Annotated in this window: 22 protein-coding genes and 1 tRNA gene; 7 read left to right on the forward strand and 16 right to left on the reverse strand. The window is 41.2% G+C overall.

The features are described from left to right. Positions 1 to 293 precede the first annotated feature (293 nt). The 4 genes from CLIN57ABFB40_RS06685 to CLIN57ABFB40_RS06700 all read right to left on the reverse strand — a co-directional run bounded on the left by CLIN57ABFB40_RS06685 (position 294) and on the right by CLIN57ABFB40_RS06700 (position 4,172). Entirely contained in the window at positions 294 to 1,571 is a 1,278-nt protein-coding gene (locus CLIN57ABFB40_RS06685; protein WP_175629418.1) for a sensor histidine kinase, read from the reverse strand. Between the two features lie 21 nt (positions 1,572 to 1,592). Continuing rightward, a complete protein-coding gene (locus CLIN57ABFB40_RS06690) occupies positions 1,593 to 2,270 on the reverse strand; it encodes a response regulator transcription factor (protein WP_175629419.1) in 678 nt (225 codons plus the stop codon). Positions 2,271 to 2,448: 178 nt separating this feature from the next. Continuing rightward, positions 2,449 to 3,942, reverse strand: coding sequence for a proline--tRNA ligase (proS, locus tag CLIN57ABFB40_RS06695; RefSeq protein ID WP_175629420.1), 1,494 nt, complete (start codon positions 3,940 to 3,942; stop codon positions 2,449 to 2,451). Positions 3,943 to 4,096: 154 nt separating this feature from the next. Next, positions 4,097 to 4,172, reverse strand: a tRNA-Gly gene (locus CLIN57ABFB40_RS06700). 204 nt (positions 4,173 to 4,376) lie between these two features. On the opposite strand from CLIN57ABFB40_RS06700, the gene CLIN57ABFB40_RS06705 reads away from it, so the two are divergent. From CLIN57ABFB40_RS06705 to CLIN57ABFB40_RS06720, 4 genes are read left to right on the forward strand one after another with little or no spacing between them, the layout of a single operon-like run. Beyond that, positions 4,377 to 5,789 (forward strand): TolC family protein, encoded by a 1,413-nt coding sequence (locus tag CLIN57ABFB40_RS06705; RefSeq protein WP_175629421.1) that lies wholly within the window; start codon positions 4,377 to 4,379, stop codon positions 5,787 to 5,789. 6 nt (positions 5,790 to 5,795) lie between these two features. Continuing rightward, on the forward strand, positions 5,796 to 6,782 hold the full coding sequence (locus CLIN57ABFB40_RS06710; protein WP_175629422.1) for an HlyD family secretion protein: 987 nt from the start codon (positions 5,796 to 5,798) through the stop codon (positions 6,780 to 6,782). Positions 6,783 to 6,807: 25 nt separating this feature from the next. After that, entirely contained in the window at positions 6,808 to 7,992 is a 1,185-nt protein-coding gene (locus tag CLIN57ABFB40_RS06715; RefSeq protein ID WP_175629423.1) for an ABC transporter permease, read from the forward strand. Beyond that, a complete protein-coding gene (locus CLIN57ABFB40_RS06720) occupies positions 7,976 to 9,157 on the forward strand; it encodes an ABC transporter permease (protein WP_175629424.1) in 1,182 nt (393 codons plus the stop codon). Before CLIN57ABFB40_RS06715 ends, CLIN57ABFB40_RS06720 begins: the two co-directional genes overlap by 17 nt. Before the next feature lie 127 nt (positions 9,158 to 9,284). Here CLIN57ABFB40_RS06720 and CLIN57ABFB40_RS06725 read toward each other — a convergent pair whose 3' ends face one another. The 4 genes from CLIN57ABFB40_RS06725 to CLIN57ABFB40_RS06740 are packed head-to-tail and all read right to left on the reverse strand — an operon-like array spanning position 9,285 to position 13,185. Further along, entirely contained in the window at positions 9,285 to 9,797 is a 513-nt protein-coding gene (locus CLIN57ABFB40_RS06725; protein ID WP_175629425.1) for an ECF transporter S component, read from the reverse strand. A gap of 34 nt (positions 9,798 to 9,831) precedes the next feature. Next, positions 9,832 to 10,251, reverse strand: a complete 420-nt coding sequence (locus CLIN57ABFB40_RS06730) for a DUF1893 domain-containing protein (RefSeq protein ID WP_175629426.1) — start codon at positions 10,249 to 10,251, stop codon at positions 9,832 to 9,834. Continuing rightward, the gene (locus CLIN57ABFB40_RS06735; RefSeq protein WP_175629427.1) at positions 10,251 to 11,654 is read right to left on the reverse strand and encodes an aldo/keto reductase; all 1,404 of its coding nucleotides are present in this window, start codon (positions 11,652 to 11,654) and stop codon (positions 10,251 to 10,253) included. The genes CLIN57ABFB40_RS06730 and CLIN57ABFB40_RS06735 overlap by 1 nt, the downstream gene beginning before the upstream one ends. Before the next feature lie 22 nt (positions 11,655 to 11,676). Further along, entirely contained in the window at positions 11,677 to 13,185 is a 1,509-nt protein-coding gene (locus tag CLIN57ABFB40_RS06740) for a 4Fe-4S binding protein (protein ID WP_175629428.1), read from the reverse strand. Between the two features lie 236 nt (positions 13,186 to 13,421). On the opposite strand from CLIN57ABFB40_RS06740, the gene CLIN57ABFB40_RS06745 reads away from it, so the two are divergent. After that, positions 13,422 to 14,597, forward strand: a complete 1,176-nt coding sequence (locus CLIN57ABFB40_RS06745; RefSeq protein WP_175629429.1) for a sugar MFS transporter — start codon at positions 13,422 to 13,424, stop codon at positions 14,595 to 14,597. On the opposite strand, the gene CLIN57ABFB40_RS06750 is transcribed toward CLIN57ABFB40_RS06745, so the two are convergent. From CLIN57ABFB40_RS06750 to CLIN57ABFB40_RS06760, 3 genes are all read right to left on the reverse strand, one after another. After that, complete coding sequence (locus tag CLIN57ABFB40_RS06750; protein WP_175629430.1) at positions 14,598 to 14,846, reverse strand: DUF3098 domain-containing protein; 249 nt, start codon at positions 14,844 to 14,846, stop codon at positions 14,598 to 14,600. 14 nt (positions 14,847 to 14,860) lie between these two features. Next, positions 14,861 to 17,995, reverse strand: coding sequence for a protein O-mannosyl-transferase family (locus CLIN57ABFB40_RS06755; RefSeq protein ID WP_175629431.1), 3,135 nt, complete (start codon positions 17,993 to 17,995; stop codon positions 14,861 to 14,863). 140 nt (positions 17,996 to 18,135) lie between these two features. Further along, a complete protein-coding gene (locus CLIN57ABFB40_RS06760; protein ID WP_175629432.1) occupies positions 18,136 to 19,224 on the reverse strand; it encodes a tetratricopeptide repeat protein in 1,089 nt (362 codons plus the stop codon). 171 nt (positions 19,225 to 19,395) lie between these two features. Between CLIN57ABFB40_RS06760 and CLIN57ABFB40_RS06765 the strand changes: the two genes are divergently transcribed. Together CLIN57ABFB40_RS06765 and CLIN57ABFB40_RS06770 are read left to right on the forward strand one after the other, a co-directional pair. Continuing rightward, positions 19,396 to 20,016, forward strand: coding sequence for an HAD family hydrolase (locus CLIN57ABFB40_RS06765; protein ID WP_175629433.1), 621 nt, complete (start codon positions 19,396 to 19,398; stop codon positions 20,014 to 20,016). Positions 20,017 to 20,053: 37 nt separating this feature from the next. Continuing rightward, positions 20,054 to 20,863: an SDR family oxidoreductase gene (locus CLIN57ABFB40_RS06770; RefSeq protein ID WP_175629434.1), complete on the forward strand. Its 810-nt coding sequence runs from the start codon at positions 20,054 to 20,056 to the stop codon at positions 20,861 to 20,863. A 333-nt stretch (positions 20,864 to 21,196) separates the two neighbouring features. Here CLIN57ABFB40_RS06770 and CLIN57ABFB40_RS06775 read toward each other — a convergent pair whose 3' ends face one another. The 5 genes from CLIN57ABFB40_RS06775 to CLIN57ABFB40_RS06795 all read right to left on the reverse strand — a co-directional run bounded on the left by CLIN57ABFB40_RS06775 (position 21,197) and on the right by CLIN57ABFB40_RS06795 (position 24,276). Next, positions 21,197 to 21,925 carry a DUF6064 family protein gene (locus CLIN57ABFB40_RS06775; protein WP_175629435.1) on the reverse strand — a complete coding sequence of 243 codons (729 nt, stop codon included), beginning with the start codon at positions 21,923 to 21,925 and terminating at the stop codon, positions 21,197 to 21,199. Between the two features lie 13 nt (positions 21,926 to 21,938). Next, positions 21,939 to 22,424 (reverse strand): threonine/serine exporter family protein, encoded by a 486-nt coding sequence (locus CLIN57ABFB40_RS06780; RefSeq protein ID WP_175629436.1) that lies wholly within the window; start codon positions 22,422 to 22,424, stop codon positions 21,939 to 21,941. Between the two features lies 1 nt (position 22,425). Next, positions 22,426 to 23,193, reverse strand: a complete 768-nt coding sequence (locus CLIN57ABFB40_RS06785) for a threonine/serine exporter family protein (RefSeq protein WP_175629437.1) — start codon at positions 23,191 to 23,193, stop codon at positions 22,426 to 22,428. Between the two features lie 196 nt (positions 23,194 to 23,389). Next, positions 23,390 to 23,641: a hypothetical protein gene (locus tag CLIN57ABFB40_RS06790; RefSeq protein WP_175629438.1), complete on the reverse strand. Its 252-nt coding sequence runs from the start codon at positions 23,639 to 23,641 to the stop codon at positions 23,390 to 23,392. An 83-nt stretch (positions 23,642 to 23,724) separates the two neighbouring features. Then, positions 23,725 to 24,276 (reverse strand): RNA polymerase sigma factor, encoded by a 552-nt coding sequence (locus tag CLIN57ABFB40_RS06795; protein WP_175629439.1) that lies wholly within the window; start codon positions 24,274 to 24,276, stop codon positions 23,725 to 23,727. Between the last annotated feature and the right edge of the window lie 20 nt (positions 24,277 to 24,296).

Consider the following 24,296-nt stretch of genomic DNA (forward strand, 5'->3'; position numbering starts at 1 on the left):
TCATTTTATACAGCAAAGATGAGGGGAGAATCTGAAAAGATTTGGGAATTTTGAGAATTTTCGAATAAATAATTCGCATGAAAATATAGTGACGCTATGAGGATGGGATGGCGTCACTATATCTATAAGATACCGTCACTATCCCATGAGGATAGCGTCACTATAATTTTGCCATCGAATTAGAAATTTTAGAATTCTTTTAAAACTACTAATAAACACATCGTTTGCTTTTGCAAGCACAAATTTGACAGTATTCATATTAAACAACTATAAGAACTTTTGGACTTTGCTTTTTATTTCTGTCTGGAAATCTCGAAACAATGTTCACCTTGTTGGAAGTAATAACGTATGTTCAAATGCTGCAAACGGCAAATCGAATCAGCTATTGCCAGTCCTAATCCCGTAGAACCTTCTTTTTTGTTTCCTTGATAGAAACGTTCAAAAATATGTTCCTTATCCAATGGATGTTCTACTCCGGTATTCTGGAAAGTGATGCTATCTTTTGCGACAATAATCCGGATATGTCCTTCGTCCATATTATGCACGAATGCATTTTTCAGGAGATTCGTTAATAGGGCGACAGCTAAAGACTCATTCATCGTGACATGAAAAGTATCTTGTTCTGCAACATTTACCTCTATATTACGATAATCATAAACCTCTTTATAATCTTCCAAATATTGCTTGAGAAGCACATTCAAATCCAAAGTTTTCGTATCGGCAAACTGCCCGTTGTCTATCTTTGTGAGTAACAACAAAGATTTATTCAGTTTGGTAATGTACTCCAATGTCTGATGCGTTTTCATTAACTCCTCAAGTTGGTTTTCTGATAATGAATCGTCTTCCATCAACATTTCCAACCGGTTGCGGCAGATGGCCAGTGGTGTTTGTATCTCATGCGAGGCGTTTCCGATAAATTGTTTTTGTTGCTCGAACATTTGTTCCATACGTTCGGTGTACCGGGTAGCTGCATCGTTCAGTTTCCGGAATTCTGTGATTTGAGTGTCATTCTTCAATGGTTGGTTCTTCTTTCCCGTTTGATAACTGTCCATCCAATGAAGAAGTACATACAATGGACGCATGTTTCGATAGAACACCCATACGGATATAATAATGATACAGAGTAGCAGAGCTATATACAGGAAGATTATCCATACTTGAATAGCACCTTTCAAATCATCTTTTTCGATGCTGGGAGTGGATACGGTCAGTTCATAATAGCGTCCTTCGTCATTCTTGAAGATAGTGGTCAGAATACGTGCGGGCTCTGTCTCTTCCTTTTCTACAATATAGACCATAGAGTCTTTATACTGGATGTCGTCATGGCTTTCAGCATATTCTTTAGAAACTTCGGTCAGGTAGTACTGATTATTTGAGCCATTGTTTTCAGAAGGCAGCTCCTCTCCTGCCAATGCCCGGATAATAATTGTCTCCGAATAGTCTTCGAGCGAATCATCTACTTCATCATTCACTTCATCAATCATCGTCACATAAAAAAAGACCGCCCAGACTGTCAGTATAAGTGTCAGAGCTAACGTGATGCGAAGAATGATGTAATATATCAATTTCATGAATGATTCTTTTTGTTTCTGTTATTCCACTATCATTTTGTAACCGAATCCGTAAACAGCTTTAATCTCAAGTTCGGCTCTCGCATCTTTCAGTTTCTTGCGAAGATTCTTGATTTGGGCATAAATAAAATCGAAGTTATCTACTTGGTCAATATGATCGCCCCATACAGACTCTGCCAATGTGTTTTTATTAACCAAGCGTCCGGGACGATTTATGAAATAGATTAAAATATCATATTCTTTTCTATTCAGCTCTAATTCCTGGTCATTGACAAAGACACGATATTTATCCGGTTCTATCCGTACATTTCCCTGACGGATATCCATTTCTCCATTATGTAGATTACGACGGATTACGCTTTTTATCCGGGCATTTAACTCTGCCAGATGAAAAGGCTTCGGCAAATAATCATCTGCGCCTAACTCTAATCCGAGAATCTTGTCTTCCAAAGAATCTTTGGCAGAAATAATAATCACATTCTCCCGTTTATGTAGAGCTTTCAGCCTTTCGAGAAGATCGAGCCCGCTTCCGTCCGGCAACATAATATCCAGCAAGACACAATCATAATCATAATCTTCAATCTTGCACAAGGCAGAGTTGAAGTCTCCCGCCGTTTCCACGACATAACGTTCTTTCTCCAAAGAACGCTGGATAAGTTCTCTCAAAGAAGGTTCGTCTTCTACAATTAATATCTTCATACAATCTTCTCCTTTCTTTTTTGCATGATACAAAGAAAGGGGATATTTCTGAAAAAAAACTGAAATGGACAAAAAAAGAGTCCGAAATTTCTGATTGAATTTCGGACTCTCTTATGAAAAATCATTATCTTATATCGAATAATAGACTTTTTTCTCAGCAGCTTAACCGTTGCTGATTTTAATAAGAACGTGCAAATATTACACGGCAAGCTGACGGTTTGCCTGTAACCATACATTTGCCTGGTTCTTTATCACCCAGTGCGAATGAGTCGAACGGGATACAGCGAATCGTAGCTTTTGTCTCTTCTTTAATCTTCTCTTCCGTTTCAGTCGTTCCGTCCCAGTGAGCGAGGATAAAGCCGCCTTCTTCGATTTTTTCTTTAAATTCTTCGTAGGTATCTACTGTTGTAATCTTAGAATTGCGGTAGTCTAATGCCTTTTTGTAAATATTAGCCTGCATTTCTTCAAGCAGATTCTGAACATATGTCTCGATGCCATCGCAAGTGATCGTTTCTTTTTCCAATGTATCGCGGCGCATCACTTCCATCGTGTTGTTTTCAAGGTCACGACCGCCCATCACCAAACGGACAGGAACACCCTTCAACTCATAATCTGCGAATTTGAAGCCCGGACGTTTGTTGTCTGCATTATCATATTTCACAGAAATGCCTAATGCTTTCAACTTGGCAACAATACCTTCTACTTTAGCATCAATTAGTTTCAGTTGCTCGTCATTCTTATAGATAGGAACGATTACTACCTGAATCGGTGCTAAATGTGGTGGCAATACCAAACCGTTGTCGTCAGAATGAGTCATAATCAATGCACCCATCAAACGAGTAGAAACACCCCATGAAGTAGCCCAAACATATTCCAACTTGTTTTCTTTGTTCACAAACTGAACATCGAACGCTTTTGCAAAGTTTTGTCCCAAGAAGTGAGAAGTACCACTTTGCAATGCCTTTCCATCCTGCATCATAGCTTCGATGGTGTAAGTGTCAAGTGCGCCGGCAAAACGTTCGTTAGCTGATTTTACACCTTTTACTACCGGAACGGCCATATATTTCTCAGCAAAATCGGCATATACATTCAACATTCTGACAGCTTCTTCTTCAGCTTCTTCTCGAGTAGCATGGGCGGTATGCCCTTCCTGCCACAAGAATTCAGCAGTACGCAGGAACAAGCGGGTACGCATCTCCCAACGGAAAACGTTTGCCCATTGATTGCAAAGGATAGGCAGGTCACGATAGGATTGAATCCAATTCTTATATGTATTCCAGATAATAGTCTCTGATGTCGGACGGATAATCAATTCTTCTTCCAATTTAGCGGCAGGGTCTACTACTACGCCCGAACCGTCTTCAGCATTTTTCAAACGATAATGCGTTACTACGGCACATTCTTTTGCGAAGCCTTCTACGTGTTCAGCTTCACGGCTTAGGAATGATTTGGGGATTAATAACGGGAAGTATGCATTCACGTGTCCTGTCTCTTTAAACATATCGTCCAATTGACGTTGCATTTTTTCCCAGATTGCGTATCCGTAAGGCTTAATCACCATACATCCGCGTACGGCAGACTGTTCTGCCAAATCAGCTTTTACCACCAAATCGTTATACCATTGCGAGTAGTTTTCGCTACGTTTGGTAAGGTCTTTCAGTTCTTTTGCCATTATATTTTTTTATTTAAAGTTTCCGTAAATGTCAAAACAGGGTGCAAAAATACGAAAAATGCACGAACTGCCCTATTCTTCATGCATTATTTTCGTTGTCGTTTGTTTAAACAGAAATCAGGTAGTCATTTTAAGATGACTACCTGATTATCAGTGGAGCGGTAAGCGAGACTCGAACTCGTGACCCTTAGCTTGGGAAGCTAATGCTCTACCAACTGAGCTACTACCGCATTTTTACCAATTCAAAGGACTTTCCTTCAAATTGTATTGCAAAGGTAAATATAATTTTTATATCTCAAATAAAAATCCTGTTTTTTTAATTGAGAAAATATAACATTATAATCATTCTTGTGCTTTATTCTTATCTGTAGAAATGAACAAACCTGCTCTTTCATCTGTTAGAAAGTCTCAATTTTAGATTTAACCTAACCGACATGCAAAAAAATAAATCACTTTTTATGTTATTTGCTTTGTGTTTCCTGTCTCTTTGGGCGGATGCACAAACTCCATTGAGCTTTGAGGAATCACTGCGGCTACTTCGACAAGAGAATCAGAGTTTGAAAATGGCAGATAAAGGAATAGAGATAGCTAAAGCGGAGCGTGACAAACTGAATGCATTCTGGTATCCTAGTATTCAATCTACAGGTGCATTTGTACATATGTCAGAGAAGATTGAGGTAAAACAGCCATTATCGCAATTTACAGACCCGGCAAAGGATTTTGTACATTCCATTATTCCGGACGATCAGGTTATTTCATCGATTTTGGATCAGATAGGGGCAAATACTTTGGTTTTTCCTCTTACTCCACGTAATCTGACTACTGTCGATTTATCCGCAGAATGGGTACTATTCTCCGGTGGAAAGCGGTTTCGTGCAACTCATATAGGAAGAACAATGGTAGACCTGGCTCGCGAAAGCCGTGCGCAGATTGCCGCTACCCAACAAAACCTATTGGCGGAAAGTTATTATGGTTTACGCTTGGCACAACAAATCGTAGCCGTTCGAGAGGAAACTTACAAAGGACTGCAAAAGCATTATGAGAACGCTCTGAAACTGGAAGCAGTCGGAATGATAGATAAAGCGGGACGACTTTTTGCCCAAGTAAATATGGATGAAGCCAAACGTACACTGGAAGCAGCACGGAAAGATGAAACTGTGGTGCAAAGCGCACTGAAAGTATTATTGAATAAAAAGGATACGGATGAGAATATAATCCCAACCTCTCCCCTTTTCATGAACGATTCCTTGCCACCGAAAATGCTTTTCGACCTATCCGTCAGTAGTGGTAACTATACACTTAACCAGTTACAACTGCAAGAACATATTGCCAAACAAGAAGTACGGATTGCTCAAAGCGGTTATCTGCCGAATATAGCCCTTTTCGGGAAACAAACGTTGTATTCGCACGGTATTCAGAGTAATCTATTGCCGCGCACTATGATAGGCATCGGTTTTACATGGAATCTTTTCGACGGGTTAGACCGTGAGAAGAGGATACGGCAGTCGAAGTTAACCCAACAGACGTTAGCCTTGGGACAGATGAAAGCCCGTGACGACCTTGCCGTCGGAGTGGACAAGCTCTATACGCAATTGCAAAAAGCGCAGGACAATGTAAAGGCATTGAACGCTACGATTGCTTTAAGTGAAGAGCTTGTACGGATTCGAAAGAAGTCATTTACTGAAGGAATGGCAACCTCTACCGAAGTTATTGATGCTGAAACGATGCTTGCCAATGTAAAAGTGGCTTGCTTGGCGGCATACTACGAATATGATGTGGCGCTAATGAACTTGCTTTCACTTTGTGGCACACCGGAACAATTTGCAAACTATCAACCTAAACCGTAACAAACAATGAAACTAGCCAGTAGAACCCTTTCATGGGCTTTCGTGATTATAATGTTGGCTGTGGGTATCTTCACAGCCCTTGGAGTCATATTGATGCATAAACAACCGATGGTCCTTCAAGGACAAGCGGAAGCAACAGAAGTCCGTATTAGCGGAAAACTTCCCGGACGTATAGATACGTTTCTCGTTCAGGAAGGTGATTGGGTGTGTCAGGGAGATACGCTTGTCGTAATCAATAGCCCTGAGGTGCATGCCAAATATCAACAAGTGAATGCTTTGGAACAGGTTGCCGTACAACAAAACAAGAAAATAGATGCGGGAACCCGCCGTCAGATTGTGGCTACCGCACTACAACTATGGAACAAAACAAAAAGTGACCTCAGCCTCGCCAAAACAACCTACGACCGTATTCTTACCTTATATAAAGATAGCGTGGTCACTTCACAGAGAAAAGATGAAGTGGAAGCGATGTACAAAGCGGCTGTCGCTGCCGAGCGTGCAGCCTATGAACAATACCAGATGGCTGTAGATGGCGCACAGCAGGAAGATAAAGCATCTGCTGCCAGTATGGTGGATGCTGCCCGAAGTACGGTAGACGAAATCTCCGCTTTATTGGTTGATGCCCGGCTGACAGCCCCCGAAGACGGGCAAATAGCAACTATCTTTCCCAAACGCGGAGAATTGGTTGCACCGGGAACTCCGATTATGAACTTGGTGGTGATGGATGATGTGCATGTAGTCCTCAATGTGCGTGAAGACCTGATGCCACAATTTAAGATGGGAGAAACATTTGTCGCAGATGTACCTGCCATCGGCAAAAAGAATATTGAATTTAAAATCTATTATATCAGTCCATTGGGCAGCTTTGCTACCTGGAAGTCGACCAAACAGACCGGAAGCTATGACTTACGTACTTTCGAGATTCATGCCCGCCCTACCCAAAAGGTGGACGATTTGCGTCCGGGAATGTCTGTGTTATTGACACTTAATTAATAGGGCCAGCAAAATCAATCATAGAATGGATTCATCACACACATATTCACCTTTTCGTTCCGTACTGCTTAGAGAATGGCGGCGAATGACTTCACGACGTCTTTATTTTGGCGTCTGTGTCATTCTACCGTTGTTTACCCTCTTCTTTATGGCTACCATCTTTGGCAACGGGCAGATGGAGAATATTCCTATCGGCATTGTCGATCAGGACAATACCGCCACTTCCCGGTCTATTGTCCGGAATATTTCTGCTGTACCCACTTTTAAGGTGACGAAACATTACGAGAATGAGGCAGCTGCCCGCGAAGCGGTGCAAAGGAAAGAAATATATGGATACCTTTCCATTCCCCCGGAATTTGAGCAGGATGCTATTACCGGAAAGAATGCTACCCTATCTTATTATTATCATTACGCTTTGTTATCGGTAGGCGGTGAATTGATGGCAGCGTTCGAAACATCATTGGCTCCCGTATCCCTTTCGCCCATCGTGATGGAAGCAGTGTCTTTAGGAGTAGACCAACAGCAGATTACCACATTTCTATTACCGGTACAAGCCAATAACCATCCGATATACAATCCCAGTCTGGATTATTCGGTTTATCTGAGTCAACCTTTTTTCTTTGTCCTATTTCAGGTTTTGATTCTGCTTACCACCGTATATGCAGCTGGTATTGAAATCAAATTCCGCACAGCGACCGACTGGCTGGCTACCGCCAAAGGTGATATGACGACAGCTATTCTGGGTAAATTACTCCCCTATACCATTATATATATTCTGATAGGATGGCTTGCCAATTATGTTATGTTCGGCATCCTGCATATTCCGTTTCAAGGGAGTTGGTGGTTTTTGAATATGATAACTGCTCTCTTTGTTATCGCGACGCAGGCGCTCGGATTATTTTTATTTTCCTTGTTTCCGGCAGTATCATTGGTTATCAGTGTCGTTTCCATGGTAGGTTCTTTAGGAGCTACCTTATCAGGAGTAACTTTTCCGGTTTCCAATATGTATCCGCTCGTAAGAAACGCCTCTTATCTTTTTCCAGTCCGCCACTTCACGGAAATAATGCAAACAATACTCTATGGGGGTGGCGGGTTCGCTCATCTTTGGCAGTCGGCCGTGATACTTTGTATTTTCCCGTTGCTGGCTTTGTCGTTGCTTCCCCATTTAAAACGAGCTATAGAAAGTCATAAATATGAAAACATTAAATAGAATCCAACAGTTGTCGTTCATTATTCGCCGTGAATTTCTCGCCATCAGCACCAGTTATGCCGTTCTTCTAGTGCTGATGGGTGGAATTTTCATGTACGGATTACTTTATAATTACATGTATGCTCCCAATATTGTGACAGATGTGCCTGTTGCGGTAGTGGATAATTCGCACAGTGAATTGAGCCGTAATTTTGTTCGTTGGCTGGATGCTACCCCACAAGCGGAAATATATGACCAGGCAATAGATTATCATGAAGCAAAAGAATGGATGAAAGAAGGCAAAGTACAAGGAATAATCTATCTGCCACACGATTTTGAGGAACGGGTATTTCGCGGAGATGAAGCTGTATTTTCCTTATACGCGACGACCGATGCTTTTCTGTATTTCGAAGCTCTGCAGGGAGCTTCCTCACGTGTCATGTTGGCCATCAACGACAAATACCGTCCGGATGGTGCAGTATTCCTTCCACCGCAAGGATTATTGGCCGTAGCTATGGCCAAACCTGTGAACGTGGCAGGAACTGCACTCTATAATTATACGGAAGGATATGGCTCCTATCTGATTCCGGCAGTGATGATGATTATCATTTTCCAGACTTTATTGATGGTTATAGGCATGGTGACCGGGGATGAGCATACCGATAGAGGGATTCGTGCTTACACTCCCTTTGGACATGGATGGGGAGTTGCTATTCGCATTGTAGTAGGGAAAACGTTTGTGTATTGTGCCCTTTATGCTGTCTTTTCTTTCTTTCTGCTGGGACTGCTCCCCTATTTCTTTAGTATTCCCAATATCGGAAACGGATTCTATATTGTATTATTATTAACCCCTTATCTGATGGCTACTTCTTTTCTAGGACTGGCAGTTTCCCGGTATTTTACGGATTCGGAAGCTCCGTTACTCATGATTGCCTTTTTCTCAGTCGGATTGATTTTCCTTTCCGGGGTTTCTTATCCGATGGAATTAATGCCCTGGTATTGGAGATTAGCACATTATATTCTTCCTGCCGCACCGGGCACACTTGCCTTTGTAAAACTGAATTCTATGGGAGCCGATATGGCGGATATAAAACCGGAATACATAACCCTATGGATTCAGGTGGTGACTTATTTTATACTGAGCATATGGGTGTATAAAAAGAAATTAAACACAAAGTTTGATTAAACGGATCAGACAAAATGCATATTATATGTATATAATAGAAGAATATAAATTCAAAAAAGAGTCTGGCATTAACCGATATCAGACTCTTTTTACTTAATCAGACTTATATCGAACTGACGTTATATTATTATTTGCGAATCAGGTATTTAATGAATAAATAACCACCGAATACTTGCAGACACATCCCGGGAATACCGATACGGAAATCCTGAATGGCCTTATAGAAGTTGCTGCTGTAAGCCCATTCCCCTAATGTTCCTATGCCTTGGTATGTGAGTACTACACCTGCCAGAAGAGGGATGGAAATATGTCCTGAATGTCGTGCAGTCCATCCGGCAGCAACAGCCAGCAATACGGATTTCAATAAGATGGCAGGCAATGCGGACAGTATTGGCATTCCAAAGAGTACACAGTTTATAACGGGCGAAAGGATAGCAGTCAGCAGTCCTACTTTCCAACCATATTTATACGCACCGATTAGCGTAAAGAAATAGATTGGCTGCCAAGTTATTCCTCCTTGTGGAATGAAATGAAAGAGTTGGGGAAAAAGCATATTACCAATGACAAATAACGAGGCTGCCAAATAGGTATTTACATTGTTGTAGTTCAGCGAATAGAGTTTTACAGTAGTTGATTCCATATTCATTTTATTAGTTAAAAGTTCAAATTTACTTTTACTTCCTGCTTCTGATTTTCTCAAGAAAATCACGAATCAACGGTAAAATTGCTTCAGCCGATTTCTCTTCACTGCACATGGTTTCTACGGGACACCACCCCGTATGGTCGCGGTTCCAGATGAAAGGAACTTCCTGACCGAAGCCGACTTTTACATCCGATGTTCGAAACAAGTCCATAGCTTTCGAACTGATAATATCCGTGTAGAGCTTTTTTATACCACCTGAAATCATCAGAGCGGCAGCCCCTTTTCCGACAACCTTATCGGCAATCACAGCTCCTTTCAGGAACTCTGGTTCTTGAGTCAGCAAATCATATAAGTCGGCCACCCCGCGTTGGGTAAAAGTACGTACCTTTCCTTTATTGGCAATCACGCAGGAATATCCTCCGCTATGTAATAAGTTGATTAATTCCTCCATTATAAAGTTCCTTGTTTCAGTTGTTCGACAAATTGGTCTATCCTATGCAACTCTTTGGGTATATCTATGTTTTGCGGGCAATGCGCCACACATTGGTTGCATCCTATGCAATGGCTTGCCTGACGAAGTTTCGGCACGCTGCGGTCATAACCGACGAGAAATGCGCGACGGGCTTTGGCGTAGTTTTCATCCTGTCCGTTCTTAGGCACATTACCTTCGTTGACGCAACGGTTATAATGCAGGAGAACAGCCGGAATATCCAGTCCGTACGGGCAAGGCATACAATACTTGCAGTCATTGCAGGGAATGGTAGGATATTTCAGCATTAACTGTGCCGTCTCTTCGAGGAACTCCATTTCTTCATCCGTCAGCGGTTCCAACGGAGAATAAGTACGGAGATTATCCTGCAGATGTTCCATATAAGTCATGCCGCTTAATACAGTCAGTATATCCGGGAATGAGCCGGCAAAACGGAACGCCCAGGAAGCGACACTGTTTTCGGGACGGCGTTGCTTGAGACGTGCCACCAAGTTGTCATTCAACTTAGACAAACGTCCACCTAGAAGTGGTTCCATAATGATAGACGGAATCCCTCTCTTGTGCAGTTCACTATACAGGTATTCGGCGTCGGTATTTCGGGCGTTAGTTGCTTTCGCATGCTTCCAGTCTACATAGTTGAGCTGTATCTGCACGAAGTCCCATTTGATTTCGTCATGCCGTGAAAGCAGATAATCATATACTTCAATATCTCCATGATAAGAAAATCCGAGATTGCGAATACGCCCTGCTTCACGTTCTTTTATCAAGAAGTCCAGCATGCCGTTATCCAAGTATCGCCCTTTGAGAGCATCCATACCACCCATGCCAATGCCATGAAGTAACATGTAGTCGATATAATCAACCTGAAGTTCGGTAAATGATTTATGATACATTCGGAGTGATGCTTCACGCGACCATGTGTCCGGGGCAAAGTTTGATAATTTGGTTGCAATGAAGTATTTATCGCGGGGATGGCGACTCAATGCAATACCCGTTGCTCTTTCGGAAAAGCCTTGTACATAAGCGGGAGATGTATCGAAATAGTTCACCCCATGAGCAATGGCATAATCTACCAATCCATTTACAGCATCCTGGTCGATAACTTCACCGTTGCCATCCGGGGCAGGTTTTAACGGCCAACGCATACAGCCGTATCCTAAAAGTGAAACGCGGTCGCCCGTAGTCGGAGATGTCCGGTAAGTCATCTTATCCGTAGGAATCTCTCTTTCTCCCGTGGCACTGCCCGAGGCTGAGTTGTTTTTTGAAGAGCATCCGTATAGCAGGGCTGTAGACGTGGCTGCGCTAATACCTACGATTTTAATAAAATCTCTTCTGTTTATGTCTTTCTTATTCTTTTTTTCCATAATCTTATACTGATTTATTAAATCAAATAACTCGGTGCATCTGATGTCCGGTCACGTAAATAGCACTAAACGGACGGGACGGGCAAAGGTTCTCACAAGCTCCGCAACCGATACATTTTTCTACGTTCACTATCGGAATCTTGAGTGATTCCGGCTTTTCGGGGTCGGAAGCCACCATTTGAATGGCTCCTGTAGGACAGTGGCGGGCACAGTTACCGCACGCCATGCCATCTGTCAATGGTACGCAATTCTCTTTTATCCATACGGCATGCCCTATCTGGGTTGCCGACTTGTCTGCCGTAGTAATCGGATGAATGGCACCGGCTGGACAAACTTCCGAACATTTAGTACATTCGGGACGGCAATATCCACGTTCGTATGACATTTCAGGCTGCATCAGAGTCATCAGATTATCAGAAGGACGTAGTACTTGATTAGGGCATACAGAAACACACAACTGGCAAGCAGTGCAATGTTGGGCAAAATTACGGGCACTCAGTGCGCCGGGCGGATAAATCGGGTTTTCCCTTTCAGGAATCTTCTTGTCTTCAATGGTCGCTAATCCACCATCCACTTTCTTTTCCTGGGCTTTCAAGACAGAAGCTGTTGCAAAGATTGCCGATACTGAAAGGAAACTACGGCGGGCGTTATCTACCTGTTCAGCAGTAACGGGCTGTGTCTTGATTGCTTCTGTTGCAGATACATTTTTCGGAGAAGTCCTTTTGGTGTATTTGATAGCTCCACGTTTACATTTATCCAAACAATCCATGCAAGCTACACATCGACTGTAATCAATTTCATGAGCTTTCGGATTGATGCATGATGCTTTGCAGTTGCGGGCGCACAAACCACAACCATTGCACTTGGAAATATCAATCACCGGCTTGAATATCGCATAGTTGGAAATGAATCCCAACACAGTGCCTACAGGACAAATCGTATTGCAGTATGTACGACCGTTACGCCATGCTAAAATGCCAAGGACTGTAAAAGTGACTACAGCAATAATCAGTGTAGAGAGGCCTTTTATCCATACATCTACTTCATAAAAGGCGTAACTGTTCATTCGCTCGGCAAAATATGCCAACAGGTTATTTCCCAATTGCCAAACCGGTGCAAAGAGGCTGGAAGCTATCCGCCCATATGCACTATAAGGTGCTATCAGAATAGCCAGAGAATTCACCCCTGCAACCATCATAACGATGAATACTCCTAAAACACTATATCGCAACCATTTCTTTGCCGGTGAATAGCGGAACCGGTTCTTTTTTTGCTTTCCCGATATCCAGGAAATAATATCCTGAAATACTCCTAGCGGACAAATAACCGAGCAATATACACGCCCAAAAAGAAATGTAAGCCCAATAAGAAATAGTACGACACCTATATTCAAGGCTAATAAAGCCGGCAAAAACTGAATTTTCGCCAACCATCCGAACCATGCGTGCAATGTCCCTGTAAAATCAAGAAACAGCAGGGTTATAAGCGTATAGCACACAATGGCGGCCGTAAGTCTGATAGTACGCAGCATAAATTTATTATTTATCTATTTATAATAGTTTTAAGTTGATTCCTTTACCGGTGCAAATTTAGGAAGATAGATTCAATTATTAACTATACACGTTACCGAATGTTATACCAAAATTACAGATTCTCATCTTTTTAACATAAAATCGTCTGTTGATACTCCTGATATGAACATCATATCGTCATTTTGCCTATCTTTGTGCCCCAGAAGCAAAAAACGCTTTTTTTAATAAACTCACTATGCAGAAATTGGTTAAGAAGGAATATCAGATTCCTTTTATTCTGGTCACTTCCCTTTTCTTTCTATGGGGATTTGCACATGCTATTTTAGATGTGTTGAACAAGCATTTCCAAGATGTGATGAATATAAGCCGTGCTCATTCGGCATGGGTGCAAGTTATGTTTTATTCAGGATATTTCGTCATGGCTATTCCTGCCGGGCTGTTTATCAATAAATATGGCTATCGTAAAGGAGTAGTATTCGGGTTGTTGCTCTATGGTGTCGGTTCGCTGCTTTTTATTCCCGGCGAATACTGGATGTCGTTTCAATTCTTCCTTTTCTCCCTGTCTGTCATTGCTTGTGGTCTGGTATTTTTGGAGACAGCCGCCAATCCTTATATGACGGAATTGGGTGAACGGGAAACTGCCGCCAGCCGATTAAACCTTGCACAATCATTTAACGGATTAGGCTGTATCTGCGGGCCGCTTGTAGGCGGTTTATTATTGTTCTCGGAAGAAGGGAATTCGAATATCTCATTACCATATACATTAATGGGAATTCTTGTCCTGGCAGTCGCTTTGGTCTTTTCTAAAGTCCGTCTGCCGGAGATTGTCCATGAAGAAGATATAGATAATCAAGGACAAGCGCGTGGGTTATGGTCGCATAAGCTTTTCATTTTCGGTATCGCGGCTTTATTCTGTTATGAAATTGCGGAAATCTCTATTAATAGTTTCTTTATTAATTACGTGGTAGATGACGGCTGGATGAATGCCCGTGATGCTTCCGTGGTTCTTTCGTTTGGTGGACTGGGATTGTTTATGTGCGGACGATTTGCAGGTAGCTGGGTGATGCGGAAGATACGGGCGGAGAAAGTATTGTTCTTTTGTGCTGTCGGCACGGTCGTAACAAGTTCCTTGATAGTACTGAATCTGGGAATTATATCACTGATAGCTCTTTTCTTGGGTTACGCTTTCGAGGCAATCATGTTCCCTACTATTTTTGCACTTTCATTGCGGGGACTGGGGAATCATACCAAGCGTGCATCTTCCTATTTGATGATGTCTCCCATTGGAGGGGCTGTCGGCCCCTTAGTAATGGGATATGTAGCAGACCAGAGTTCAATGTCTTTCTCATTCATTGTTCCGTTACTTTCATTCATTGTGGTGATGATGTACGCATGGAAAACATTGAAATAATCAACTCCGCTTGGAGCGGTACAGGATACCGAATATATTCATCAAATATCCTGCCAGACAGACTATGGGAGCTACCTTTATACGCAATCCGCTGAATATGTCAGGATTGTAGGCGGCAGGGGTACTCCCCTCGCCGCTCATAAGCAGATAGCCTGCTATAATCACTGCCGAACCGATTAGCAGAATCATGTAATTTCCTCTGCTAAATACTGTTTCTGTCTCTTTCTGTTTCATCATCTTTGATTTCATATTTTTCTTTCGTTTTAGTTTTTGTAATTCATGGTTGGAGCAAATAGTGCGTATTTATCTTCAAGCCGTTGGTTGCTTTCTTTATATTTCTCTTTGTCTATCTTCTTCAAGAGTTCATTATATTGATTCCATTGCCAGAATTTATAGAGGCAATCATTGCGAACCATTTCTATGCGGTTTCCTCTTAATGAAAAAGCCCAGTTAATATAATCTTCCGCTTCGGCTATCAGATGTTCTGTCAGAGGTATCGCTTTCATCTTTTCACCTAATGCGGCATAGGCTGTTGCTATCTCATAAGAGCCGCTTTCATGTGTTTCGGGCACATTATATGCCGGAATAGCCTGTTCCGCGTAGGCGAGTACTTTCTTTGCACGCACTTTGTCTCCTTGTGCTATCAGTTCTTTGGCAAGTTGCGCGAAAAGTCTGCGATGATACCAACATGTACGTAAGGTTGTTTCATCTAGATAAAGTCCCGGAGTATCCAGCCCGCCATATTTATATCTGTTCATTACATTGTCATACAGTCTCTCCACATCTACTGCATATGGCCTGTTCTCACCGGCATCTCCCCACTTCTTATAGTCAAAAGGAGTAAAGCGGAACGCTAATCCTTCCTGTACGAAGTAGTCGTCAAACTTCAGTTTGCTGATACTCCCCACGGAGATTGCAAGGTAAAGCGGACGTTCCCAATTACAGTTGGCAAGCATTTCCAGCATGAGTAAATCGACTTTAGTCAGCATACGTACATCTTTTAAAGGGATACAAAGTTTATCCGGTATCGCCTCTTTCAGTTCTTCTCCTTTCAGATGACGGATTGCTTTGGGAAGCATGATTCCCGAACGGAGTACTGCCTCTTTGTCAATACGGATATTTATCGTATCCGTAGGGATTACATGAAATTCTTCTTTCTCTGAGAATGCCCAATATTTCAAGATGTTTTTCACTTCAAACGGGTCTTCTCCGAAACTGTCACGGGCTTCTTCCGGATGTTTCCGGTACAGTTCTTCTATTTGTTTTTTCAGTTCCGGACGTACGGCTACATATTCGTTTTTGCCTTCCTGATATTGGTTCTTACTCCAATTTACGGGCAGTCCGGGAGCGTCATATAGCGGACATTGTTGCTGATAAATATACCAGTCGGTCTGCGCATAACTCAGGTTGCAGACACGTGCGTCCCTGCGTACTTCTTCCGTGTCCTGATTATACCAGAGTGGGAAAGTATCGTTGTCTCCGTTACAAAAGATAATAGGATTTCCTTTATCAGGAAGAGTCATCAGATAGTTTGCACCAAAATCACGACAGGTAAAACGGGCGCTCCGGTCATGGTCATCCCAAGTCTGGCTTGCCATTTGTATCGGAACCAATAAACAAATCGTCATTAATGCACCAACATGCACTGTCGAAGTTGTTTTCCGGCGAAGTGCGTCACATAATCCTGCCGCCCCTATTCCTATCCAAATAGCAAAAGCATAGAACGAACCGGCATATGCATAGTCCCGTTCGCGTGGCTGACCGGGAGTTTGGTTCAGGTAAAGCACAATAGCCAGCCCTGTCATAAAGAAAAGGAAGAACAGTACACTAAACTGTTGTTTACCTTTCTTGCTGCGGTTCCATTGCCAATAGATTCCGAATAGTCCTAATAATAAGGGCAACCCGTAGAATACATTGTGTCCTTTGTTCTGACGTAGGGATTCCGGCAACAAGCTTTGGTCTCCTAATCTTAAATTATCCAGCCAGGTAATTCCCGTTATCCAGTTCCCGTGTTCCGGTTCGCCACTCCCCTGCACATCATTTTGCCGTCCTACAAAATTCCATAAGAAATAACGCCAATACATATAATTAAGTTGATAAGTAATGAAATAAGTCAAGTTTTCTTTTTGTGTAGGAGCAACATCGCTTCCTTCTGTCCAATTTTTGTAGGAAGAAGCCATACGTTCATTCCACATACGGGGAAACAACATATTCTGGGTATAACATACATCTTCTTTATACCGGATTATTTTATATTTGCCTTCTTCTTTATCCGGGCGATATACGGCACTCCCTTTGGTCGTTTTTACTCTGTAATAGTCACCTTCGGCCACATATTCCGGTTCGGAAGCATAAGTTTTTCCATAAAGCAGAGGAGCGCTTTCATATTGTTCGCGATTGAGATAACTTTTGAGCGTAAAAATATTGTCTGGTGCATTCTCATTAAGCGGAGTATTGGCGTTGGCACGAATCAGTATTACCGCATAGGTGGTATAGCCTACGGTAAGCATGAGCAAACACCATAATGAGGTATGTACTATACGCTTTCGGAAACGATAGATGGCTCCTGTCAGCACAAAGAATGTCAAAGCTAAAAAGATGAGTAATCCTGTGTGGAAAGGAAAACCGAATACGTTGATAAAAAGTAGTTCGAACCACCCTCCCATATCAGCCATGCCCGGAATATAAATAAAGAGGATGAATACAATAAGAAGCCCCGATATGGCAATTGTGGCAATTACTCCTTTAAGGGATATTACCCGATATTTCTGATAATAGAAAACCAGGACAATAGCCGGAATACAGAGCAGATTAAGCAAATGCACTCCGATAGAAAGTCCGATAATATAAGCTATCAGGATAAGCCATCGGTCACTATATACCGAATCCGATTCATCCTGCCAGCGAAGAATCATCCAGAACACGAGTGCCGTAAGAAAAGAAGAGAAAGCATAGACCTCTCCTTCTACCGCACTGAACCAGAATGTGTCACTGAATGTATATGCCAAAGCTCCGACAAATCCCGAACCCAGGATGATGATGACATCTGTTGCCGATAAGTCCTGTTCATTATTTATAATCAAAGACCTTACTAATCGTGTGATACTCCAAAAAAGAAACAGGATGCAACCGGCGCTCAACAATGCATTCAAAAAATTAACCAGCCAAGACACCTGCGAAGCATCAGAAGCAAATTGAGTGAACAGGTTTCCGACAAGCATATAAAAAGGTGCACCCGGCGGATGCCCTACTTGTAACTTCTCCGCACACGAAATAAATTCGGGACAATCCCAAAAACTGGCAGTAGGCTCAATTGTCATTCCATATACAAAAGCTGCTATCAGAAAGACAATCCACCCACTAAAATCATTCCATTTCTTAAATAATAAGTTGCTCATTGTTCTATAACTTTTTGTTTGCAAAGTTATAGGACAGAGATGTGAAAAAGACGTTTTTTGCCGGACGGATACGGACGATAAATACCCGTAAGCTGCTGATATTCAAATATACATCATTAGTCTTAACGGACAAATGCAGACTACAAAGATTTTACAATATCTTCCAGTGATTCTTTGGAGTTTACCAGCATCAGTTTTTCTGTTTTTATTCTGGAAATTCTTCGGGTCAGAGTTTCAACACTCAGTTTCATTAAATCCGCAAAGCAAGCAGGCTGAACCCCTTCTCTTAAAAACGCGCATACTCTTAAATCTTCTTCGGTAAGTTTGGGACTTAACTCTTTCAATTTGGATACAAACCCGTAAACGCTTTCTTGAAGTCGTAATAATTCTGTCCAGTCTTTTTCGGAAAAGGAAGATGTTTTGGAAGATAAGGCTGTCCGTTCTTTCAATTGACGGACTTTTGTGACAACCGGAGAATCTTCATAGATATGTTGTTGCAGAGATTGATATTTTTCTTCAAGATAGTTACATTGTAGTGCCAACTTGTCTGATTCGATACCTTTCTTCTGCATTTCTTCCTTAAAGGTATCCAATTGCGAATGTACAGACAGATGTTTCTTCCAAAGTAATCCGAGCAAGAGGGACATGACTCCGAATAATCCTAAGGCAGAAGACAGAATTACGGTAGAACGGTCCTTACTGTCAATTAGCATCAATTGGCTGGCATATGCTTTTCTTTCCATTTCCAGTGCTTCATCAAAGTTGCCATATTTCTGATAATAAAGGCTGCATCTCTTGCAAATCTTAGTCATCTGTTCATATTCTTCTGTTTGTGCGGCAAGTTTTATTGCTTTTTTAAAATGAATCTCGGCATCTTTCTCCTTATTCAAGTCACTTTCTACACATGCCAGATAATAATAGGCTTTCGATTTCTGATATTCATTCCCGTATTGTTCGTAATAAGATACGGCTTGACGGATTTGGTTATCAGAAGAATGAGGAATATTTTTATCTTCGTTGAATTGAGTGCATAGCAGATTATACTCTGCAAGCTGCGCTTCATTCATTTGGTTCATTTGAATAGTCTCAAGGATAATGGATGCTGTGTCCGGGTCTTGTTCTATTAATTGAGCTGCTTTGTTTAATCCTTGTTTCACATTAGTTCCCTCAGGATGACAGGCAGCCAGAGAAAGGACAAATACATACAATAAAATTCGAAAATTACCCATAACTCTACTTTTACTTTGCATATTGCATACAAATGATTGGATTTGCAAATATAAAAATAATTAGTATTTATGTTTCCATTAGTCTATACTTTTTTGACAAATATCAAGTCATTGAGAATAGTTAATTAGGAAGATAAGCCGTATCTTTGTAGCAAACATAAATTATATATCATGATTAAGAATATTGTATTTGACTTTGGTGGGGTTATTGTAGATATCGACCGGGATAAAGCTGTTCAGGCATTTATCGAACTGGGATTGGCGGATGCGGATACCCGTTTGGATAAATATCACCAAACCGGAATCTTTCAAGAATTGGAAGAAGGGAAACTTAGTGCGGATGAATTCAGAAAGCAATTGGGAAGTTTATGTGGACGCGAACTTACTATGGAAGAAACGAAGCAAGCATGGCTGGGATTCTTCAACGAAGTAGATTTGCGCAAGCTTGATTATATTTTGGAATTACGAAAGTCCTATCATGTATATATTCTTAGTAATACCAATCCTTTTGTCATGTCATGGGCATGCAGCCCGGATTTTTCTTCAAGGAAAATGCCATTGAATGATTATTGCGACAACTTATATTTATCCTACCAGTTGGGACATACAAAACCTGTACCTGAAATCTTCGATTTTATGATAAAAGATTGTAATATTATCCCTTCCGAAACTCTATTTGTCGACGATGGTGCTTCTAATATTCAGATAGGCAAGAAACTTGGATTCGAGACTTTCCAACCGGAGAATGGCGCAGACTGGCGAGAAGAACTGACAACAATACTAAAGAAGTAATCATTGCCGGTCATATCACGTTCGCAAATAGAAAAATATGCAATCACAAGTCATACTTATCACCGGAGCATCTTCCGGTTTTGGAAAGTTTACAGCTCAAATGTTATCGGAACAAGGGCACATCGTTTACGGAACAAGCCGGAAGCTTTCCGAAAATATGAATAATGTAAAAATGCTTGTTGTCGATGTCACCAGTCCTCTTTCCATCCGTCAGGCGGTAGAACAGATAATATCGGAACAGGGACGAATAGATGTATTGATAAATAATGCCGGTATAGGTATCGGTGGTGCGTTGGAGCTTGCTACAGAAGATGAGGTGAACAGACAGATGAATACCAATTTCTTCGGCGTAGTGAATATGTGCAGGGAAGTACTACCTTTCATGCGCAAGGCACGGACAGGAAAGATTATCAATATCAGTTCTATCGGCGGGGTGATGGGTATCCCTTATCAGGGATTTTATTCGGCTTCAAAGTTTGCAGTGGAAGGTTATAGTGAAGCTTTAGCCTTAGAAGTGCATCCGTTTAATATTAAAGTATGTTTGGTAGAGCCAGGAGATTTTAATACCGGATTTACGGATAACCGGAATATTTCCGAACTAACAAGACTGGATGCTGATTACGGAGAAAGTTTCCTGAAATCGCTGAAGATTATAGAAAAAGAAGAGCGCAATGGATGCCACCCACGGAAGCTGGCTGCTACAATTTGTAAAATTGTGGTTTGCAAAAATCCGCCTTTCCGAACTAAAGTAGGACCGTTGGTGCAAGTCTTGTTTGCAAAAAGCAAAAGATGGTTGCCCGATGCGGTAATACAGTATGCCCTTCGGATATTTTACGCTATAAAATAATGATTTAGGCACGGATTACACAGTTTTGAAATATGATTGAATCTTTACATGAATCGAATACATTTTCCCACTGGATATTCATTCTCAATCTTGCTGTATTCCTCTCCACTATTTTCTTGTTTCTCCGATGAATAAGGGGTTTGCGGGTAAAGAACTACAACTTCACCTGTATACGGTTAGTTTCTAAAACTGTTCCTCTTAGTGAAACACTTTGTTTCTTGATGTGAAACACTTCGTTTCAAGCAATGAAACAGTTCGTTTCACACCGAGAAACAAAGTGTTTCAAATGGGGTTGAAACTAATTACAAAATAGCTTTACTAATCATGCCTAATTTATTTCTTTGGAACTAATTCCAAAAACATCGTTGTAGTCAATAATATAGCCAGTCCGACACAGACAGTAATCAACAGCCAATTAATATATTTCGCTTTCGGCTTCGTATCGGCATGCAGATTATTCAGGAAATATTCTCGGAAGAAGAGGTACAGTCCCGGAATTGTTGCGCTTGCCAACAGAAAATCTTCGGGAATTTGGAAGAAATAAGTCTTGGACAATCCTATCAATGACCAATGGCAAAGGAAAAGCACCAAAAACATATTGACCTTGTGGGCAAACAGCAATAACAATCCGATAGTAAATACCACCACAGAGCAAGGCATTACCGGAGAAGTCATTTCCGGGAAAGAAAGTCCGCGTGCCAGTGATACCAAAGGATATATGAAAGGCATTGCCAACAGGATATAGGATAATATATCATATTTATGAGTACGTTCAAAAGTCGTATATCCTGTAATCGCGTCCCATATCCAGATAATAGCCATGACTCCCCAAAACATTGCCATCACTCCATTATAACTGCGTTCCTCGCAATAGATATAATAGTAAATGATAGAAATCCATCCATAAAGTCCTATCATATAAAACTTCATAGCCATCTTTACCCATGGACGCGGTTTGCTGATAAGTAATGCCGTCAGCGCGATACCAATAAGAATAATAACTATCTGCAAAATCCAGGTAGCTGAATTATAATATGCGATTGTTCTCCAAAAAATCTCCATAAAAGTAGTTTAATTAATGTCTTGTTAAAGAAAAAGCCCGGTGTGGAAACAGGAACATAGGGAATGTGGCTCCTACCGCCAACATAAATATAACAGTGCTGGCTATCAAAGTATTGGAGAAAAACATACCCATGAATTTATCCAGTTGCTCCGGGTCATTCATATTCTGTAAACACATAATCAATGAGAATACCATGTTATAGGCAAACTTGCCCGGAATCATCGGAAGCAACGCGGGAATATAAAGAACTGTCATCGGACAATAGACGCTTTTCCCTAACCATAAACTACCGAAACCGATTACCAGTCCGGCAAACAAGGAAGCGGTAGCAATATCTACCCCTAAATAAGTCATCAAACAAAAACGGCAGGCGTGTCCCAATGCCGCCAATATGGCAATCATTTTGAATGCACGCAAAGGCGGGTCGGAAATCGCACCAAATCCTATACCTGCTACTGCTGCAAAAAATCCGTCAGTAAGAATGTCAAGTGCTATCATATTAAATTAAACTGTTTTTTACCATTAATAATGTGAAGGAAAGTCCGATAGCGATGCTGACAATCAGTAAAGACGCTTCCGTCAAACGGGCAAATCCTGTCAGGACATATCCTTCGACTACATCAATCACGCCATTAATCAGGGGAACACCAGGTACGAGATAAAGTACACTGGTTGCCATCGCGATTTCAGAGGTCGTATCAAAAATCAGAGCTGTGGAAGCACATAGGGATGCGACGAAAGCCGAGACTATAAATACAATATAGTGGTTCATTTTCTTTTTCTGCATCTGCTGTTTCAGATAAAATCCTGTAATGGTGGCTGAGAAGACAATCCCCATAGAAATCAAGTCGCCTCCGAACAGTTTGCAGAAAGAAGCATTGGCAAAGCCTACCAATAATAACACAAAAAGAGGATGTATCATCGGAGCGGAAACAATTTTCCTGTATTTCTCCGTCAGTTCTTCCAACGAGAGATGATTGTCTACTGCTTCCCAGCTTAACGCACTTAGCTCTGAATTATGCTCGAAACTGATAGGATGAGCAGGAATATCTATAACCTCATTACAGGCTTCGTTTGTTTCCTTGTCTATAATTGTAAGAATGATATTTTTATGAAATACACCTAATTTGACATCTAAGCCAAAAGCTTCTCCGATACGTTTGGAATTACGTACGACTCGTGAGGTATGTACTCCCGCCCCCATTAAATGGGCTGAATATTCTGCAATAAACTTACCTATGGATAATAAAGATTCGCTTGTCTTCATGAATGTGATATTTTTTAATCGGGCGCAAAAGTACAAAAAAGAGTTCTAGGAGCAAGCCTTATCTCTGAATATTTTCTCACAAAATATTCGGGAACAAAAAGCGCAGTCTTTCATAGAGCCCACCAATGAGCTGCTATGAAAGACTGCGTCAATCTTTTCATGCCTTAACTAACCTAACTAACTTTATCTAACCTAACTACAAAATATCCGAAAACTCTTTTATACTACTAATAATCCTATCTTTCAATATCTTATTTTCAACTATTGAAAAATCGCAGGCAACGTCTGCCGGGGCTAATAATATAGCTTTAGCTTCTTCTGCATCTGCCATCTCTTCCGGATGCTTCTTGAAATAGCATTCCCATTGGGAAGCTAATTGTGGAGTTACACCCAGCACATAGTTGATGAAATCATCGTCCGTCAAAAAATCCTTTACCTTAGAGTACATATCGCATCCTTTTTTAAGCGTTTACATAAATAGGACGGCATTCTCTTGTATATGTACTCAACAAAATAACCTTTTTACTAATATTAACTTGCCAATGTGCGTAGCTTGGACAGTCCGCGATGCATCAAGTTGCGTACAGACTGATAATTCATGTTCATAATCTCACAGATATCTTCATATTTCTTTTCTTCTATATAATATAAGGTAAGTGCTTCGCGCTGGCGGGGTGATAATTGGTTTAGTAAACGCCTTACCAATGAAAACTCGTTCTTACGTTGCTCATTTTCCATATAATCCTCTTCTATATCTGTAGGAGTCGGTAGATTCACCTCTTCTATAGAGGTATCAGACATATACATGCGTTTGCGAAGTTCATCGCAAAGTTTATTTTTTAATGAGATGAACAAGTATGACCTTACATTATCAATAGCGCCTAATTCGTTTCTTTTAGTATAGAGTTTCACGAAAACATCATGGATGCAATCTTGAAGTAACTCTTTATCAATAGTCAGCTTCAACCCGTAATTAAAAAGGATGTTGATATGCGAATCATACAGTTGAGAAAAAGCTGCCATATTTCCCGCTTGAAAAGAAGCGAATAAAGTCTCGGTTGAATTATTAGTCTGTTCCATCATAGCATTAATTCGATTGATTT

Source organism: Bacteroides acidifaciens, assembly GCF_903181435.1.
Lineage (GTDB): Bacteria > Bacteroidota > Bacteroidia > Bacteroidales > Bacteroidaceae > Bacteroides.